This window comes from Dokdonia sp. Hel_I_63, assembly GCF_007827285.1.
Taxonomy (GTDB): Bacteria; Bacteroidota; Bacteroidia; order Flavobacteriales; family Flavobacteriaceae; genus Dokdonia.
Window position 1 is genome coordinate 2310176 of record NZ_VISD01000001.1, and the last position, 16916, is coordinate 2327091.

General features: G+C 36.2%; 18 protein-coding genes. 9 read left to right on the forward strand and 9 right to left on the reverse strand.

From position 1 onward, the window contains the following. Window positions 1-129: 129 nt before the first annotated feature. On the reverse strand, window positions 130-2622 hold the full coding sequence (locus JM84_RS10060) for an ABC transporter permease (protein ID WP_144785187.1): 2493 nt from the start codon (window positions 2620-2622) through the stop codon (window positions 130-132). 47 nt (window positions 2623-2669) lie between these two features. Then, complete coding sequence (locus JM84_RS10065) at window positions 2670-3359, reverse strand: ABC transporter ATP-binding protein (RefSeq protein ID WP_013752114.1); 690 nt, start codon at window positions 3357-3359, stop codon at window positions 2670-2672. Between the two features lie 26 nt (window positions 3360-3385). Between JM84_RS10065 and JM84_RS10070 the strand changes: the two genes are divergently transcribed. Together JM84_RS10070 and JM84_RS10075 are read left to right on the forward strand one after the other, a co-directional pair. Beyond that, on the forward strand, window positions 3386-4135 hold the full coding sequence (locus tag JM84_RS10070) for an arylesterase (RefSeq protein ID WP_013752113.1): 750 nt from the start codon (window positions 3386-3388) through the stop codon (window positions 4133-4135). A gap of 174 nt (window positions 4136-4309) precedes the next feature. Further along, window positions 4310-5050, forward strand: a complete 741-nt coding sequence (locus tag JM84_RS10075; RefSeq protein WP_013752112.1) for an SDR family oxidoreductase — start codon at window positions 4310-4312, stop codon at window positions 5048-5050. A 66-nt stretch (window positions 5051-5116) separates the two neighbouring features. On the opposite strand, the gene JM84_RS10080 is transcribed toward JM84_RS10075, so the two are convergent. From JM84_RS10080 to JM84_RS10100, 5 genes are all read right to left on the reverse strand, one after another. Continuing rightward, window positions 5117-7144 (reverse strand): M13 family metallopeptidase, encoded by a 2028-nt coding sequence (locus JM84_RS10080; protein ID WP_013752111.1) that lies wholly within the window; start codon window positions 7142-7144, stop codon window positions 5117-5119. Window positions 7145-7189: 45 nt separating this feature from the next. After that, window positions 7190-7759: a hypothetical protein gene (locus JM84_RS10085; RefSeq protein ID WP_144784107.1), complete on the reverse strand. Its 570-nt coding sequence runs from the start codon at window positions 7757-7759 to the stop codon at window positions 7190-7192. A gap of 107 nt (window positions 7760-7866) precedes the next feature. After that, complete coding sequence (locus JM84_RS10090; RefSeq protein ID WP_013752109.1) at window positions 7867-8703, reverse strand: phospholipase A; 837 nt, start codon at window positions 8701-8703, stop codon at window positions 7867-7869. Window positions 8704-8801: 98 nt separating this feature from the next. Next, complete coding sequence (locus JM84_RS10095; RefSeq protein WP_013752108.1) at window positions 8802-10142, reverse strand: DEAD/DEAH box helicase; 1341 nt, start codon at window positions 10140-10142, stop codon at window positions 8802-8804. 79 nt (window positions 10143-10221) lie between these two features. Next, window positions 10222-10671 carry a KTSC domain-containing protein gene (locus JM84_RS10100; RefSeq protein ID WP_013752107.1) on the reverse strand — a complete coding sequence of 150 codons (450 nt, stop codon included), beginning with the start codon at window positions 10669-10671 and terminating at the stop codon, window positions 10222-10224. 208 nt (window positions 10672-10879) lie between these two features. Here JM84_RS10100 and JM84_RS10105 point away from each other — a divergent pair, with 208 nt between their 5' ends. After that, window positions 10880-12034, forward strand: coding sequence for a PAS domain-containing sensor histidine kinase (locus tag JM84_RS10105; protein WP_013752106.1), 1155 nt, complete (start codon window positions 10880-10882; stop codon window positions 12032-12034). Between the two features lie 60 nt (window positions 12035-12094). Here the strand turns inward: JM84_RS10105 and JM84_RS10110 are convergent, their stop codons facing one another. Continuing rightward, the gene (locus JM84_RS10110) at window positions 12095-12286 is read right to left on the reverse strand and encodes a cold-shock protein (protein WP_013752105.1); all 192 of its coding nucleotides are present in this window, start codon (window positions 12284-12286) and stop codon (window positions 12095-12097) included. A 431-nt stretch (window positions 12287-12717) separates the two neighbouring features. Between JM84_RS10110 and JM84_RS10115 the strand changes: the two genes are divergently transcribed. The 6 genes from JM84_RS10115 (at window position 12718) to JM84_RS10130 (ending at window position 16457) form a co-directional block, all read left to right on the forward strand. Continuing rightward, window positions 12718-13044 carry a hypothetical protein gene (locus JM84_RS10115; RefSeq protein ID WP_013752104.1) on the forward strand — a complete coding sequence of 109 codons (327 nt, stop codon included), beginning with the start codon at window positions 12718-12720 and terminating at the stop codon, window positions 13042-13044. A gap of 214 nt (window positions 13045-13258) precedes the next feature. Beyond that, the gene (locus JM84_RS10120) at window positions 13259-13570 is read left to right on the forward strand and encodes a hypothetical protein (protein ID WP_013752103.1); all 312 of its coding nucleotides are present in this window, start codon (window positions 13259-13261) and stop codon (window positions 13568-13570) included. 626 nt (window positions 13571-14196) lie between these two features. After that, on the forward strand, window positions 14197-14322 hold the full coding sequence (locus tag JM84_RS15470; RefSeq protein WP_013752102.1) for a hypothetical protein: 126 nt from the start codon (window positions 14197-14199) through the stop codon (window positions 14320-14322). Between the two features lie 296 nt (window positions 14323-14618). After that, window positions 14619-14744: a hypothetical protein gene (locus tag JM84_RS15475; RefSeq protein WP_013752100.1), complete on the forward strand. Its 126-nt coding sequence runs from the start codon at window positions 14619-14621 to the stop codon at window positions 14742-14744. Window positions 14745-15054: 310 nt separating this feature from the next. After that, window positions 15055-16239, forward strand: coding sequence for a hypothetical protein (locus tag JM84_RS10125; RefSeq protein WP_013752099.1), 1185 nt, complete (start codon window positions 15055-15057; stop codon window positions 16237-16239). Window positions 16240-16307: 68 nt separating this feature from the next. Continuing rightward, complete coding sequence (locus JM84_RS10130) at window positions 16308-16457, forward strand: hypothetical protein (protein ID WP_013752098.1); 150 nt, start codon at window positions 16308-16310, stop codon at window positions 16455-16457. On the opposite strand, the gene ytxJ is transcribed toward JM84_RS10130, so the two are convergent. Then, a complete protein-coding gene (gene ytxJ, locus JM84_RS10135) occupies window positions 16454-16846 on the reverse strand; it encodes a bacillithiol system redox-active protein YtxJ (protein ID WP_013752097.1) in 393 nt (130 codons plus the stop codon). The two genes, JM84_RS10130 and ytxJ, sit on opposite strands and share 4 nt — an antisense overlap. Window positions 16847-16916 lie beyond the last annotated feature (70 nt).

Sequence of the window (16916 nt, forward strand, 5' to 3'; positions counted from 1 at the left end):
AAAAGTGAAAAGGTTGCCGTTTGGCAACCTTTTTTTATGCGGTAAAGTGTGATAACCTTTAATTTGTTTGCTGTAGAAGGGTTACGCTTTCGCGAAAGCGTGATAATATAAAATATAATGCTACACCTCCTACTCTGCCTTTCTGAGCACCTCAAGAGGAGAACTGCGCAATACGCCGCCTATATTGCTGAGACCAATGAATACAACCAATACTGTGATGCCAGGTAGAAATACTAGGAATGGGATTAATGATGGAATAAACGGCTCTTTGAATACAAATATCGCAAGCAGTAAGCTACTCACTAATGCCAATAAAATCCCAACTAAACTTCCCAAAACACCTAAAAAGAAGTACTCAAATGCCGAAATCTTAAGAATCTGTTTGTTTTTTGCACCCAAGGTTCGCAGTAGCACGCTTTCTTTAATACGTTGATATTTGCTCGTGCGCACAGATCCTATAAGTACGATGATACCTGTAAGAATACTAAAGAATGCCATAAAATTGATTATCCACGAGACTTTGTTTAAGATATCTTCTAACACATTATACACCTGTCTTAAATCAATAATAGAGACATTAGGAAATGCCGTAACTAAATCCCGCTGTAATCCCGCCGATTTTTCTTTAGTATCTGCATACGTTGTTAACACATTGAATTGAGGAGCATTCTCGAGTACACCCTTTGGAAAAACGATGGAGAAATTGAGTTGTAATCTTGCCCAATCAACCTTGCGAATACTTCCTACAGTAGTTTCCATAAGGACTCCTTGCACATTAAAAACAATAGGATCACCTACAGTCACATTTGCATCATCTGCAAGATTATCAGAGATGGAAATTTTTATAGGTTCGTTAGGTGCTATAGCGTCTATCCACTCCCCTTCTATAATTTCTTCTGATGCTATAAGCTCATCCCTGTAAGTAGTTCTAAACTCATGGTTGAGAATCCACTTACGTATTTGTGCGGTACTATCTGTACGTAAGGCGTTTACTAGAATTCCATTAATACTGTGCATACGCATAGTCACTAGCGAAATATTATCAATAACTTGTAAGTCATTAGTTTTGAAAGTAGTGGCTACCTCCTCAACTTGATCTGGCTGGACGTCTAGCGTAATGATATTTGCACTATTTGAAGTGTTGCCTACTTCCGTTTTGGCAAGTAATATATCCTTTGTAAAATAAAGCGTACTTATTAAAAAAGTACCTAAACCTATGGCAACTAGTAATACTAAAGTTTGATTATTAGGTCGGTATAAATTGAGGAGACTCTGGCGCATGGTGAATGACGCCTTCTTGGGGAAGTACTTCTTAACGATGAGCATCGTACCTCTTGCTACTCCGGCTAAAACAGCAAATGTCACGATAACACCGCCTACAAAAGTAAGTGCAAATAGACCATCCTTTAATAACCAAAAGGAAAATAAATACAGTGATACCATAATGAGTCCTACGACCACTAATCTAGCTTTTGCACTTTCTTGATTAGATGTTTCCGTTACTCTTAACACATCTAATGGAGACACATACCAAGTACGAATAAGTGGTAATAGCGCAAATAAAACAGACATAAATAAACCAAGTAATACTCCCATGATGAGTGGCTGTATGGAAATATTTATGGTCACATCAAAAGGTAAAAACTCTTGTAGGATATAAGGGAATAACTCTTGTAGACCTGCACCTATGATGGTGCCTATGATTCCACCTATTAATCCTATGCCAGCTATTTGTATCAGAAAAATTAAAAAACTCTGTTTTCTAGAAGCTCCCATACACTTTAAAACAGCGATGGCTTTCAGTTTTTCTTTGATATAGATGTTTACAGAACTAGCGATACCTACGCATCCCAATAGAAGCGCTATAAATGCTGCTAGGTTGAGAAATGCTCCTACATTCTCGTATCGCTGTCCTAATCGTGCGCTGGTGCTTGTATGCGTATCTATATCTGCATTTTCTAATTTGAGAATAGGATCTATGTTTTTTTCTAAAGCTTCAAGATCTATGGACGGTGCTTTATAAAAAAATTGATATTCCTTACGACTACCAAACTGCAATAGCTCCGTCTCTGCGATAAAGCGATTAGGGATTATTACGGGCGGTGCAACAGAACTTGATACGGCACTACTTCCTGGCATAGATATTAACTCCCCAATGATAGGCAACGTGATCGCTCCTACTTTGATAGAATCTCCAGGAACCACACTGTACTGTAACATAAGTGTAGCGTCAACGAGAGCTCCGCCATTAACCTGATAACTAGTTCCTGCGTTTACAGGATTAGTTTGCATGGATCCATAAAATGGAAAATCGCCTTCTAGACCTCTTACACGTACCAGTTTTGTTCCTCCATTTTTAGGAAACGCAATCATAGATACAAAGTTCACCTCTGATGCATCTGGTTGAAGCGAGTCTATGATAGCTTGAGCACGCTCGCTTGGAGCTTGCCTACTGTCAATGATATAATCTGCCCCCATGAGGGTTTTAGATTGTCGCTGTATATTTTCTGTAAGATTCTGGCTAAATAGCTGAATGGAAACCACCGCTGCAATTCCCAATATGATGGAAGCCATAAAGAGCAACAAACGCACTTTACTTGCCTTAGCATCCCGCCATGCCATTTTAAACAACCAACTTGTAGCTGCCTTAGTGATTAGTTTTGGATTATTCAAGATGCTGTGGTGCGTTCGTTAGTTAAAATTTGACCTCCTTTTAATCGTAAGATTTGTTGCGTTCTATTTGCTAGATCTAAGTCGTGTGATATAATCACTAAGGTAGTTCCGGCACTTTTGTTTAGTTCAAAAAGGAGTTTTATCACTTTTTCGCCAGTTTCTTCATCAAGATTTCCCGTAGGTTCATCTGCAAAAAGTATCGATGGCTTATTTACGAAAGCTCGTGCAAGAGCGACACGCTGTTGCTCTCCACCAGAAAGTTGGGAAGGATAATGATCTATACGATCAGCTAGACCTACCTGCTCCAGTAGTTCTTTTGCACGTGTACTAGCATTCTTGTCTCCCTGAAGTTCAAGAGGAACACTCACATTCTCTATGGCAGTAAGTGTTGGTAATAGTTGGAAATTCTGGAAGATAAAACCTACCTCTTTATTGCGTAATGCAGCACGCTCATCTTCGTTTAATGCACTTAAGTTATGACCGCATAACTCAACGGTACCAGCATTAGGCTGGTCAAGACCTGCACATAAACCTAGCAGAGTCGTTTTACCACTACCTGACGGACCTATGATAGAAAAAGTTTGACCTTTTTCTACTTCAAAATCTATATTTTGTAATACGGTGAGCTGTTTTGAGCCGCTGGTATACGTCTTTTCTAGCCCGCTTATCTTTAATATCTTTGACATGCTTCCTTAAATAAATACAACTAATTATGTTCTCTATAAAATTAACACAATGGTCTTTAAAAAGCCCACAGTCGCTACAATACATTATCACAAAGTTTAGTATTGTTATAATGTCGATTTCTTTCGCTTCATGTAACAGTAATACGGCTACAAAAGAACAAGTTGTACAAGAACCCACAATAGCGGTTTCTCAAGAAGAAATACATGATTCAAGGAAATCTCTGCTCTTCTTTGGAGATAGTATTACTGCTGGCTATGGCCTAGATGATACAAATGATGCCTATCCAGCACTCATCCAAAACAAAATAGACAGTCTAAACTTAGATTATGAGGTGATAAACTCAGGCTTAAGCGGAGAAACCAGTGCAGGTGGTCGAAGCAGGATAGATTGGATACTAAATCAACCTATAGATGTATTTGTGCTAGAACTTGGTGCAAATGACGGCTTACGAGGCGTTGCTGTAGAAGAAACCAGAGAAAACCTTCAAGCTATTATTGATGCTGTACGTGCCAAAAGTCCGTCTACTACTATTGTTCTTGCTGGAATGCAACTACCTCCTAATTTTGGTCAAGTATATACCGCAAATTTTAAAAGTATGTTTATTGAGCTTGCAACGTCAAATGATATGGCTTTTATTCCATTTATTTTAAAAGATGTAGGTGGTATTAAAGCTCTTAATCAAAATGATGGTATTCATCCTACAGAAGAAGGTCATGAGATTGTTGCCGAAACTGTCTGGGAAACCCTAGAAGAGCTTCTCACCAAAAAGCAATAAACAGTATTGATTATCAGTTATTTGAAAATATAAATATATCGTTATATCATAAATTGCATCTTCTCATTTAACAATGCTCTAATGCGTTAAAACACTCTTATCACCTTCTTAAAATACCATTAAGACCCATGGTAAAGCTGTAAAGTCCACTTAATTTTATAAAAAAACAAAATTATGGAACTTACAAATAAGACAATAATCATAACAGGAGCATCAAGTGGTATAGGTGAAGCAACCGCACACAAACTAGCATCACACGGTGCAAATGTGGTATTAATGGCTCGTAGTGAAGATAAATTGCAAGAGCTACAAAAAGCAATTACCGATAATGGTGGAAAAGCGATTGTAGCAACAGGTGATGTAACAAGCAAAGAAGATTTTGATAAAGGTGTTGCTGCCGCGGTAAAAGAATATGGCAAAGTAGACGGCCTTATTAATAATGCAGGATTAATGCCATTATCTTTTGTAGAAAAGCTCAAAACAGATGAGTGGATGCAAATGGTAGATGTAAATATAAAAGGAGTATTAAATGGAGTTGCAGCCGTTTTACCAGAACTTAAAAAGAATAAAGGAGGCCATATCATAAACATCTCTTCCATGGCAGCACACCGCTATTTCCCAGGTGGAGCTGTGTATTGCGCTACAAAGAGCGCCGTAAAGATGTTTTCTGAAGGACTACGTCAAGAGCTAGCTCCAGAATATGGAATTAATGTTACCTCTATCGAGCCAGGCGCAGTAAGCACTAGCCTTACTGAGACAATCACAGATGAGGATGTCAAGGAAATGATGGAAGGAATGCAAGAAATGACAACGCTAGAAGCAGAGGATATTGCAAGTGCAATTTACTACTCTTTAAGCCAGCCAGCGCGTGTCAATATTAATGATGTGTATATTGTGCCAAGTGAGCAAAAATAAGCTTAGATAAGAATTACAATAGAAATAATGTAGGGTATGCTTTCGCGAAAGCATACCCTATTTTTTTTACCAAATTTCTATACGCTCCTCCTCGGTCTTAAAGTTCTCTTGTCCTTCAGTAACATTAAAGGCTTCGTAAAAAGGCGTAAAGTTCATTAATGGTCCGTTTACACGCCACATAGGTGGTGAGTGTGGGTCTGTAGCAACATAGTTACGCAAATACTCATCTCTTGTCTTTACTCTCCATATGCGAGCTACAGACATGAAAAAACGTTGATTAGGAGTATAACCGCCTATAGAGATTGTGTCTTTTCCTTGCTCTGTCATTTTAAAAGCATCATAAGCTATTGCGATTCCGCCATTATCTGCAGTGTTCTCACCTACTGTGAGTGCTCCTTTAAGGTGTACACTATCTAACACAGTAAAAGAATCATACTGCTCGATAATTTGCTGCGTCTTTGCCTTAAATTTTGTGTAGTCATTATCAGTCCACCAGTTTGTTACATTTCCATCTTTGTCATACTGCGCTCCTTGATCATCAAAAGCATGTGTAAACTCATGTCCTATTACCATACCTATACCTCCATAATTTACAGCATCGTCTGCATAAAGATCAAAATAAGGCGGCTGTAAGATTCCTGCAGGAAACACTATTTCATTAAGAGATGGGTTATAATATGCTGTAACAGTGGATGGAGTTGTACCCCATTCATCACGATTAGGCGCTTTATTCAATTGTTTAAGTTCGTATTCATAACTATCTTTACGCAAGTCTACTACGTTTTCAAAAAACTGCCCTCTGTCGATTGACACATTATACTCGCGCCATACATCTGGATATCCTATTTTCTTGTTGATAGCATATAGCTTTTCTTTAGCTTTTACTTTAGTGCTATCACTCATCCATGCTAGGTTTTCAATGCGAACTTCAAGTGCGCTTTGAAAATTATTTACAAGTTCCAGTGCTCTCTTTTTTGCATCCTCATTGAAGTAACGCTTAACATATAATTGTCCTAATGCAAACCCAATTTGCCTGTCTACATTGCGCACCATACGTTTAGATCGAGATTGTTGCTCAGACTGTCCAGATATCACCTTAGTATAAGCAAATGCCGCATCTTGAAATGGAGTGCTCAACATAGTATCATGACTGCTTAGAGAATGCGCTTTTAGATATAATTTCCATTGCGCTAGTGGCACACTTGATAACATACTATTTAATGCATCATAGTATGCAGGCTGTCTAACGTCTAGAGAGTCTACGCTTGCTCCTAAGTTTTCTAGCATTTTTGGCCAACCTATAGCAGCTTGTTTAGCTGCTAGATCTTCCACAGAAAACTTATTGTAATTATCCTTTATGACTCTGCGCTCGATACGTGTTTTATGAGCGCTCGCAAGTTGTTGTTCAATGCTGTATACTGTTTCCGCTTTCGCGAAAGCGTTATCTTCACCCACTAATTCAAATATGGTAGCTAGGTACTTTTTATAAGCCTCTTGTATAGCTTTTGAAGAGCTATCTTCATTGAAATAATAATCACGGTCAGGTAATCCCAAACCAGTCTGACCAATATGTAAAATATTAATCTTACTGTTTTTTTGATCTGGAGATATATAAGGAGCAATTACCGAATAATCTCCACTCATGATTTGCGTGCTCACAAAGTTCATCATCTCTGAAACATTACCAATGAACTCAATTCGATTGAAAATAGGTTCCATAGGTTCAATCCCTCGTTTATCAATACTTAAAGTATCCATACCTGAAGCATAAAAATCACCTACAAGTTGCTCGACAGAACCTTTAGGATGAGTTTGCGTTGAAACTTCTTCTAAAATATTCTTTAACAACTCTTGTTGCGGAATATTTAAAAATCTATAGGCTCCTACTCCTACTTGGTCATCTGCTATAACGGCTTTGTCATACCAGGTTTTATTGACGTGATTGTAAAAATTATCTCCCGGTGCAATGGAAGTATCTATTCCGTCAAAGGTGATGGCTTGTTGCTTTTTATGAGCTTCGTCTTGACCGTCATTCTTAGTGTTGCAAGAAATTACCAAAACAGCAATGACTGCCGAATAAATGAGATTTTTCATAATGTTATACTTTTAATCTAGATACAATCAATGTAAGAATTAAAATTAATCTTCTGATCCCCATGGAGCTCCAGGAGTTTCTATAGGATTTGTAAGATCCATAACCACTGTAAATAGTCGATCTGTACCCAGTCTTCTTAAATTATATGTAAATGAAGTTTCATCTACGGTAATCCACCATACATTAGTCGCTGCTCCCGGAATCATTTGCTGTGTGTGGACATCTGCAGGAAAAAATTGAATATTAGCTTTTCCAGCATTACTAGCAGTACCTCCATAGAAGTTTACTTCATCCTCGCTACCATCCTCATGACGATGATCATGTTTTAACGAGATAATACCGTCATTCATAGTCAGTATCCACGTACGCGACTTATCATCACCTACAAAAAACGGGATTCTAATCTCGTTTTCATTGCAAAAACGCACATGCATAGTGAGTTGTTTACCACCGAAAGCCTCATCTTCTTTAGGTTCTTCAAGTACTCCTTGGTATGCTTTGCCACAATGAGCCTTGAGCGTATTCCAAAATTGTTGAGAAGGCAGCTCTGTTTGTGAAGTGGCAGAAACTGAAATTAAACTGATTACGAGGAGAAAAAGTAGCTTTTTTATCATTCTCAAATGTAATTAAATTTGAGATGGCTCAGATTATATCATAATCATTAAGAATTTATATGCAAAAATGATACAATTTATCAAATACAAGTCTCCCTAAAAATTGACTAGTTCTTGTTTCTAAACCAGTTAAACTCTGTACTCTTAATTACGTATCCTAACCTAATGATACTACTAGATTGCTGGTAATCTAGCAAGGATTCTGCTTGACCTAAGTACCACTCCAACATGATGTATTGGTTGAGTTTACTGGTTTTAAAAGGATTATAATATAATCTAGAACGTAGTACGCCTCTACCATCAAAACCTAGTCCTTTGCGTAGCATGAGATTAAGAGTAAGCTTATCATGTTTAATCTCATGATTTATATGAACTTCCCCCACTCCTACATAGTCTAACAAATCTGCATTACTTTCTTGATAGCCGAAAGGCAGCCATAGTTCAAATCTTGCCGTTGTATTTTTAAATAGTGGTGTAGTGTATCCGGCTGTAATACGATTCCAACTACGAGAAGAAATACTATCTCTACCGTTAGACTCATGCTCAAACTCAAGTGAGGCAATACCTTTTAAGTGATTATCTTTATTGTAAATCGCTTTACCTATAGCGATAGAAGGATTAAAATTCACATCTCTAAAGGGCAATGACTCTTTATAAATATTCCAGAATGCCTTTTGTGTGTACGTCAAGTATAAATAGGACTCAAATGGAAGTAAATCTCTGGAGATAATTTGCTTGAAACTTACTTGATACTTAGCATCTGCGCTATTGCGATCTATATCTCTGTTAGTAGGTAAGCCCGTTACAAAGTAATTATCTTGGTAACTAGAAAATGAAGGTAAACCTTGTAAAGAATCATTAAACTTTTCACGTGTGATTTCTTGTCCAAATGAAAGGCCGTAAGATAACAGTAGTACAAATATGAGAAGTTGTTTTTTCATCATTTTAAGAGATTAAATTACTAGTGTAAAAGCTGAGCTATTGTAATTTAATACTTAAACTGAATCAGTGAAAGAAAAAAACAACTCTCTATCCTTAGATCCTATTTCCTTTTCTTCTTCTTTGGAAGTACTTTAAGCTCGATACTTTTAATAGCGGTTGCGATACGCTCTGCCATAAGTTTATCAATAAGCTCCTCCTTTGTTAGGTGATGGAAAACTGCGTGAACGCTCTCTTTTAGCTCCGTAGCAATTTCTCTGTTAGGCTTCGTTTTGAAGATTTTCTTAGCCCAAAGCACCGTATTATTATCCTCTATTTGTTGTGGTGACGCTTTCGCGAAAGCGGAAAAAGAAATACCAAGCTCATGTTCAAACTCAGGAATCTCCTTTACTTCCTCTTCTTGCAAAATAGTTAAAGCATATCCAGTTGCACCAGCACGAGCTGTACGACCACTTCTGTGCACATACATGTCGTAAAATTCTGGAAGGTGGTAATTTACTACGTACTCAATCTCCTTTACATCAATACCTCTAGCAGCAAGATCTGTTGCTACAAGAATGTCAATATGCCCTTCTCTAAACTGTCCCATCATACGATCACGTATGGGCTGACTCAAACTTCCATGGATTGCTCCCGAGGAAAATTTATTAATCGCTAGATTTTTGGCTAGCTTGTTTACTGCTGCTTTTGTTTTACAAAAAATGATACCCCTCTGCCCTATTCTTGAGTTCAAGAAATGCATTAAAACGTCCAGTTTTTCAATAGGCTCAACAACTACATATTCATGTGTAATTTTTTGACTACCTAGGGTTGCCATTTCGGCGCTAACTTCTATTGGGTTCTTAGAAAGGTAGTTTTGAACTATTTGTTTGATTGCTCCTGGCATGGTAGCAGATAATAGAAAAGTCCTTCTATTATTAGGCATAGCAGTAACAATAGTATCAAGACTATCTTTAAGTGAGCTTACCATCTCATCTGCCTCATCAAGCACAAGATAATTTGCTTGCGTAATATTGATAGCCTGGCGTTCCATAAGATCTATGAGACGTCCAGGTGTTGCTACGATTATTTGAGCAGGTTCCTTAAGTCGTTCTATTTGATCTTTTACAGGGACCCCACCATAAAAAACGGCAGTCCTCACCTCAGGAAGATGCGCAGCAAGTGCCGCAATGTTAGATTGTATCTGTTGCCCTAATTCCCTAGTAGGCACAAGAATAACAGCTTGTGTAGTTGGGTTTGTGCGATCTATAAGCTGTAATAACGGTACCCCAAAGGCTACCGTTTTTCCAGTCCCAGTTTGTGCGAGCGCTATGACATCCTTTTTAGACGTGAGCATTGCTGGTATAGCCTGCTGCTGTATATCTGTAGGAGAAGTAATCTCTAGTGATTTTAAGGCTTCTTGGATAGCATCCATTACACCTAATGCTGTGAAAGTACTTGTCATAGTCTCAATATTTATTAAATAATAATCTCCTATTTACTGCAATGTGCGATGACTATCTAAGTAAAAGGATGTAGTAATCTTATGCTTCTTGTAAGTGTCTTTTAGACTTACGGTAGTTATGCTTAGGATAAATATTGCGCTTTGCAAAACGATTAAGGTTTCCAGCATTTACCATTTTAATATAAATAGGCTTCGTAACTCCAAAGTACTCATAGGTAGTCCCATCTGTAAATGTGATTTCTAGTAGTAATCCTTTGTGCTGGTAATCTGCGATAGCGGCATTTGTTATCGTATCCGTATATGCTTCTAGGTTTGCAGCTTTGGTCTCTGGTGCCATACTTACTAAAAAATGGTAACCATCAATAATGCGACGGCTCTGTATCTCTGCTTCCTCTTGTTTTACATCGCCATCTTGAAATTTATCTGGGTGCCATTCTTTTACAAGGTTACGGTAGCTCTTTTTGAGCATTTTAAGGTCAATTTCTTTTTCAACTCCAAAGAGTTTCTTGTATTCATTTATTCTCTTCATAATCAGGGCTTTTATCAAAGCGCGAAAATAATCTTTTTTAATGTAATTTTGCTTATTGTAGATTATTAATCTCTTGCACGTTTTTTGAATAAGATATTTATATAATCTATATTATTTTTACTGCTTAGTTCATTGTGAATGAGATTTTTGAAAGCATTCAAAAGGGTTTAGCTTATTGCAACATATTTTTTAAAGAATTACGAGTATCATGTCTGAAGCTTTTCAAAGAAACACAGAAAACGAACTAGCCTCTATTAAGAGTGCTTTTGAGTCTAATCAAGACCTCTCTTACGAGATTTTCCAGCAAATGCCTATTGGTATCTGTATTACAAATCCAAAAGGTTACTTTACAGATGTAAATACTACTTACTGTGACATCTATGGCTATACTCGTGAAGAACTTATAGGAAAGCCATTTACCGTAGTTGTACCAGACCAAAGTCTTGCTGTTTTAGAACAACTGCATGCAGACTTTATGGAACAGGAGCAGGAGTTACAAGGTAGATGGACGGTAAAAAATAAAAATAAGGAAGAGTTTGAAATCATTACAAATGCAGCCTTTTTACAAGATGCAGAGACTAATGAAAACCGAAAAATGACATTAGTCGTAAAAGCTAATGAGCTAGAATTAACCATACAGCGGCTAAAAACCACTATTGATATTCTCGAAAATAAAATAAAAACTCAAGATATTGCAAATAAACTTGCCGAACATGATATGCGTAACCGCATAGGCTCTATGGTTTCTATTGCAGACATTCTTTCAAAATCAGACCTTAATCCGTCACAAAATAAATGGGTACGTATGCTTAAGGACATAGGTAATGATACCCTAAACTTACTTACCTCTGCAAAAGATTATGCAGAGATGGAACGTGGAGAATATACTCCAGAAATTTCTACTTTTGATCTTATAGAGCTCATTGCTAGTACAACTAGCGAGATGAGAGACCTTATAGATGAAAAAGAAACCGAAATTGAGCTATATCTCAATGAAACACTAGCCGAGCCGGAAGAAGATATCTTAGAAATAAAAGGAGATAAGTTCTACATGAGCCATCTATTTCAAAATCTGCTACGCAATGCTATAGAAGCTTCTCCAATAAAAAAGAAAGTTTTAATTCACGTAGAAACCAGTAATGTTATTATAATCAATATAAAAAATACTGGGACTATCCCTCAAAAAATCAGAAACAATTTCTTTGATAAGTACACCACAGATGGTAAAGAAAGAGGAACGGGATTAGGTACTTATATCTCAAAAATGGTTGCCGAAATTCACCACGGTAACCTCTCTTTCCTCACAGGAAAAGATGACACTACTACGCTTATCTTAAAACTACCAGCTACTATCATTGTATAATAGCAAAAAAAATCCCGTCAAATTTGACGGGATTTTCTCTTAATTGAAAGTATATATAACTTAGATAACTCTTACGTTAACTGCATTTAATCCTTTGTTACCTTCTTTAAGGTCAAATTCCACTTCATCACCTTCTCTAATCTCGTCGATTAATCCAGAAATGTGTACAAAGTGATCTTTCTCAACTCCTTCTTCAGTGATGAATCCAAAACCTTTAGTGTCGTTGAAAAATTTTACTGTTCCTTTACTCATTGTATTATAATTTAATTTATTAATAATTAAAGTTATGCAAACATGGTGCCATAAGATATAAGCGTACTGTTGCATTGTGAAAGTAAACACACCAAATTGAAAAAATATAAATTATACACTTCACAAATTCTTTAAGATTATTTTTTGAATTAAAACTTATAATTCTTGAGATAGCTCTCGTGATAGCATATAACAGCAACAATAAAAAGCATCCGCATAAATAAATGATAATAAGGCTTTTATCAGTTTTCATTTCTATCCTAGTCAAGAAACTGCGATATAATTTCACCCAATAGTTTCATAAGAGTAATAGACTCTTCGGGTACTTTGTAAAAGGTCATTTATCGTTAAACTAATTATAAAACGTTCAGCCTTAGATTTTTGTTAACACTTTAGATTTTAAATTTACGAAACCAAAAACATCAAAAGCTATGCAACACTCAAACAACACCATCTTAAAAAGTCTCAATGATTTAATTGAATATTCAACAGATTTTAGGTTTCAACGTAGTGCTAGCTTTCAACAGCTTCACATTGCATTAATCAAACATTTTTTTAATGCATCATCTGTTGTTTTAGATATTGATACAAATAGCGTTTGCTTAGGAATAGATGTACTAAACAAAGGTGCCGAAGTGACTATAGAGTTTGATAATCTAGAAAAATTCTTAAAGTCATGTATTCGCAATAAGCCAAGTAACGTGGCATTTTATAAAAATATACTACACTACTACGCAAGTAATGCTGCGGTAGCTTAATAGTAATTAAAAGCGGTTCTTATTGAGTCGCTTTTTTTATGCTTTCGCGAAAGCGTAAAATCAAAAAATAGCATACACCTCTCACTTGTTAATTCTTAAAAAGCAGGTGTTTATTGCCAAAAATATATTAATTAAAACACAATCTAATCATAGTATTATCAATAGCTCAAATTTGACATTATCTTTATATCACAACAATCAAACCCACTTAATTATGAATAATAACACAAAAGGTATATTAGGACTAATCGCTGTAGCAGCAGGAGCTTTAGGATTATACAAATACAAGAAAATGTCTCCTGAAGAGAAAGCAGCTTTAAAAGACAAAGCGAGAAAAGCCGGAGACGCTCTAAAAGAAAGTTACAATGAAGTTGAAGACCAAGTGTCTGAAAAACTTACAAGCTTAAAAAACGCTTTAGAGCGCGAGACTGCAAAAGCTAAGAACTCTGTAAATAGAAATATAGATCACGCAGAAGATGTAATTGACATCACTGCAGAGAATATTGAAAAGACGGTAAAGTCATAAAACGATTTTAAGTAAAAAAAAGTCCCATCTACACGATGGGACTTTTTTTGTTTTCAAGAGTTTGATTAGACCCTACCCCTTCTAAAACGCATCTTCTTTGTTTGCGTCTTATCATTTTTACACAAACTATTGGATGATTATAGAATAATCTAATTAATCGCTGTTCAGGTTAATAGTTTTTGAAAGGATTTTTGTCATGCACATTTAAAGCACTCTAATTTAGGACGGAATAGCTATATCATTTCAATAGTCCGCTTTCAATCAGAAAGCGGACTTTTTTATGCGCTGTTTTTTTCAACTTCCACTTGTAAAAATTCACTCCAAAATGATGAAATCGGATTAATAAGGTTCAAATGAGCCATAATTTGCCTACAAAAATTCTAAATAGCTCAAAAAGTCCCTACAGAACTAACACAATGAATGATTATTAGCATTGTGGCTAACATATATCAACCAACTTGAAGACATTGGTATTACACATTTTAATCTATGTCATTAATCTAGTTATAATATTCATGTTAATTTCATTAAAAACTTCTTTTCAATTTGTTTTACTGCGTTCAAGATGACTTCTTTGCTTCATCAATAACAAACAACGCATCTAGTAACAATCAAAAAGATCTATTATGAAAACGCAAGCAAACAACAAGCCGCAAGTAAAAACAAACAAAGTTTTAGGAATCTATACCGTATTTATGGTAAGCCTTAGCATCTCTTATATAGTTACTACCTTTTTACAATTAGGGAATTAATCAATCAGCTTTCATCAATCAGCATTCATCAATCATCAATCATTAATCATTACTAATCCATCAAAAACCATCCATTATGAAAACGCAAGCAAACAACAAACCGCAAGTAAAAACAAACAAAGTATTAGGAATCTATACCATCTTCATGGTGAGCCTTAGCATCTCTTATATAGTAACTACATTTTATATTTAGGGAATTAATCACTCCGACATTCATCAATCAACATTCATCAATCAAGATTCATCAATCAGCATTCATCAATCAATCATTACTAATCAATCAAAAACCATCCATTATGAAAACGCAAGTAAACAACAAGCCGCAAGTAAAAACAAACAAAGTACTAGGAATCTATACCGTATTTATGGTGAGCCTTAGCATCTCTTATATAGTAACCACATTCTTGCATTTAGGAAACTAATTATTACGTAATTCATCAATCAACATTCATCAATCAATCATCAATCAAAAAATCTTATTATGATCCAAATTATCATCACTGCATTAGAACTTATCTTCGGATAAATAATTGACCTCTTCACACCGCCGAGTTAAGGCCTGCTCTGTGTGTGTTTTTTAAAAACTTACTTTAGATATAGCACGTTTTCGCGAAAGCGTACTAATCACATCCTTCCCATTCTTTCCGATAGTATATTTTCAGCTACATTTGGGCTTTTATAAATTTGGCACGCTCGTTGGAGTTGTCATCACCAATCAATACCCATTGTACGATGAAAAATTTATTTCTCGCAATCCTTACTACCGTATTTGTAGTAAGCTGCAATTCGGTAAAAAAGACTACTGCAACGCTTAATAGCGGTAATTATGATGATGCCATCGCAATTACTCTTAAGAAGTTGCAACGAAATCCAGATAAAAAGAATAAGCAAGATTTTGTACTCCTTCTTGAAGATGCATTTGCAAAAGCATCTGCGCGCGATACAGATCGTATTTCATTTCTCGTAAAAGAAAATCAGCAGTCAAATCTTGAAGAAATATATGAGACCTATGTATCGTTACAAAGACGTCAAGATCGTATAAGACCTATCTTACCTTTACAAGTAATTGACGAGAATAGATCTGCACGTTTTGAATTTGTAAACTACACAGATAAACTCATATCTTCTAAGGAAAAACTAGCTGCTTCGTTATATAGTAGTAGCCTTGATGCCATAACCGCTGCATCATCAAAAGAGGATTATCGTAATATTTATGATGATCTAGCTTATTTAAATACGCTTAAGCCAGGTTATAAAGACATCAAAAATATGATGGAATCTGTACATCTTAAAGGGACAGACTTTGTTGCTGTTACTTTATTTAATGATAGTAACATAGCGTTACCAGTGCGATTAGAAAACGAGCTGTTAGACTTCTCTACCTACGGCCTTAACGATTTCTGGACCGTGTATCATAGCAATCCGCTTAATGAGGTATCCTACGACTACAATATGGAAGTTGCTTTTACAGAGATTAATATTTCACCAGAACGCATCAAAGAAAGAGAGGTGCAACAAGAAAAACTAATTAAAGACGGTACCATCGTTCTAAAGGATGAAGATGGTAATGTGGTTTATGATGAGGATGGTGAGAAAGTACTGGTAGATAATATGATTACGGTACGTTGCACGTACTTTGAGTTTATCCAGAACAAAGCTGTAAATGTAGTAGGCCGCGTGCGCTATTCTGATAGTAATACTAATCAGGTCTTGCAGTCGCTTCCGCTAGCATCTGAGTTTATTTTTGATCACAGATATGCTACCTATAGAGGTGATAGAAGAGCACTAGAAGATGAGCTTTATGACCGTACTCGCAATAGAGCAGTTCCGTTTCCTACTAATGAGCAAATGGTGTACGACGCTGGTGAAGACCTCAAAAACCGTATAAAAGACATTATTTTAAGAAATAATAACTAGTCTTTATAAATAGATAAAAGCCGTAACGCATAGCGTTACGGCTTTGTTTTTTAGCTACTTTTGACGGTATGCAAACACTCTATAAATTTCTTGCCAAAGTTAATAAGGCAGTACTTCCCTCCTATTCAAAACGTGGTCTCGACCTTACACAAGCTAGTAAAGTACAGCTTGCGATTATCGGGTATAGAATCTGGGTTACAAAAAGAGCGTTAGATTAAATCTTTTCGGCGAGTGCTTGTGCACTTATCGCTCCATGACTATCTGCATAAACCGCTGTCCCATTTTTGATTAAAATCATCTGAGGACTTTGGTGTATTACTTGAAATTTATATCCTACTTCGTTAGACACTTCTCTATACGCCTTAAGGTCTAAATAATAAATATCTAACTGATTAGGGTCTATATCGTACTGAGATTCTAACTGGCGTATTACCATACGGCTTATACCGCAAGTTGTAGAATGCTTGAAAATTGCCTGTGGCTTCGTTTCAGAATCTTTTGCGATTTGATCGAGTTGCTCTAATGTGGTTAATTGCTTCCAAGGCATAGGTGCTTTTTCCTCTTTTGGCTCCTTATCTCCTCCAAACATTGAATTGAATATTCCCATTGTAATTAAGTTCTTTTTTACAAAGGTAGTCGTTGTGTCTGTGTTACGCTTTCGCGAAAGCGTGAAATAG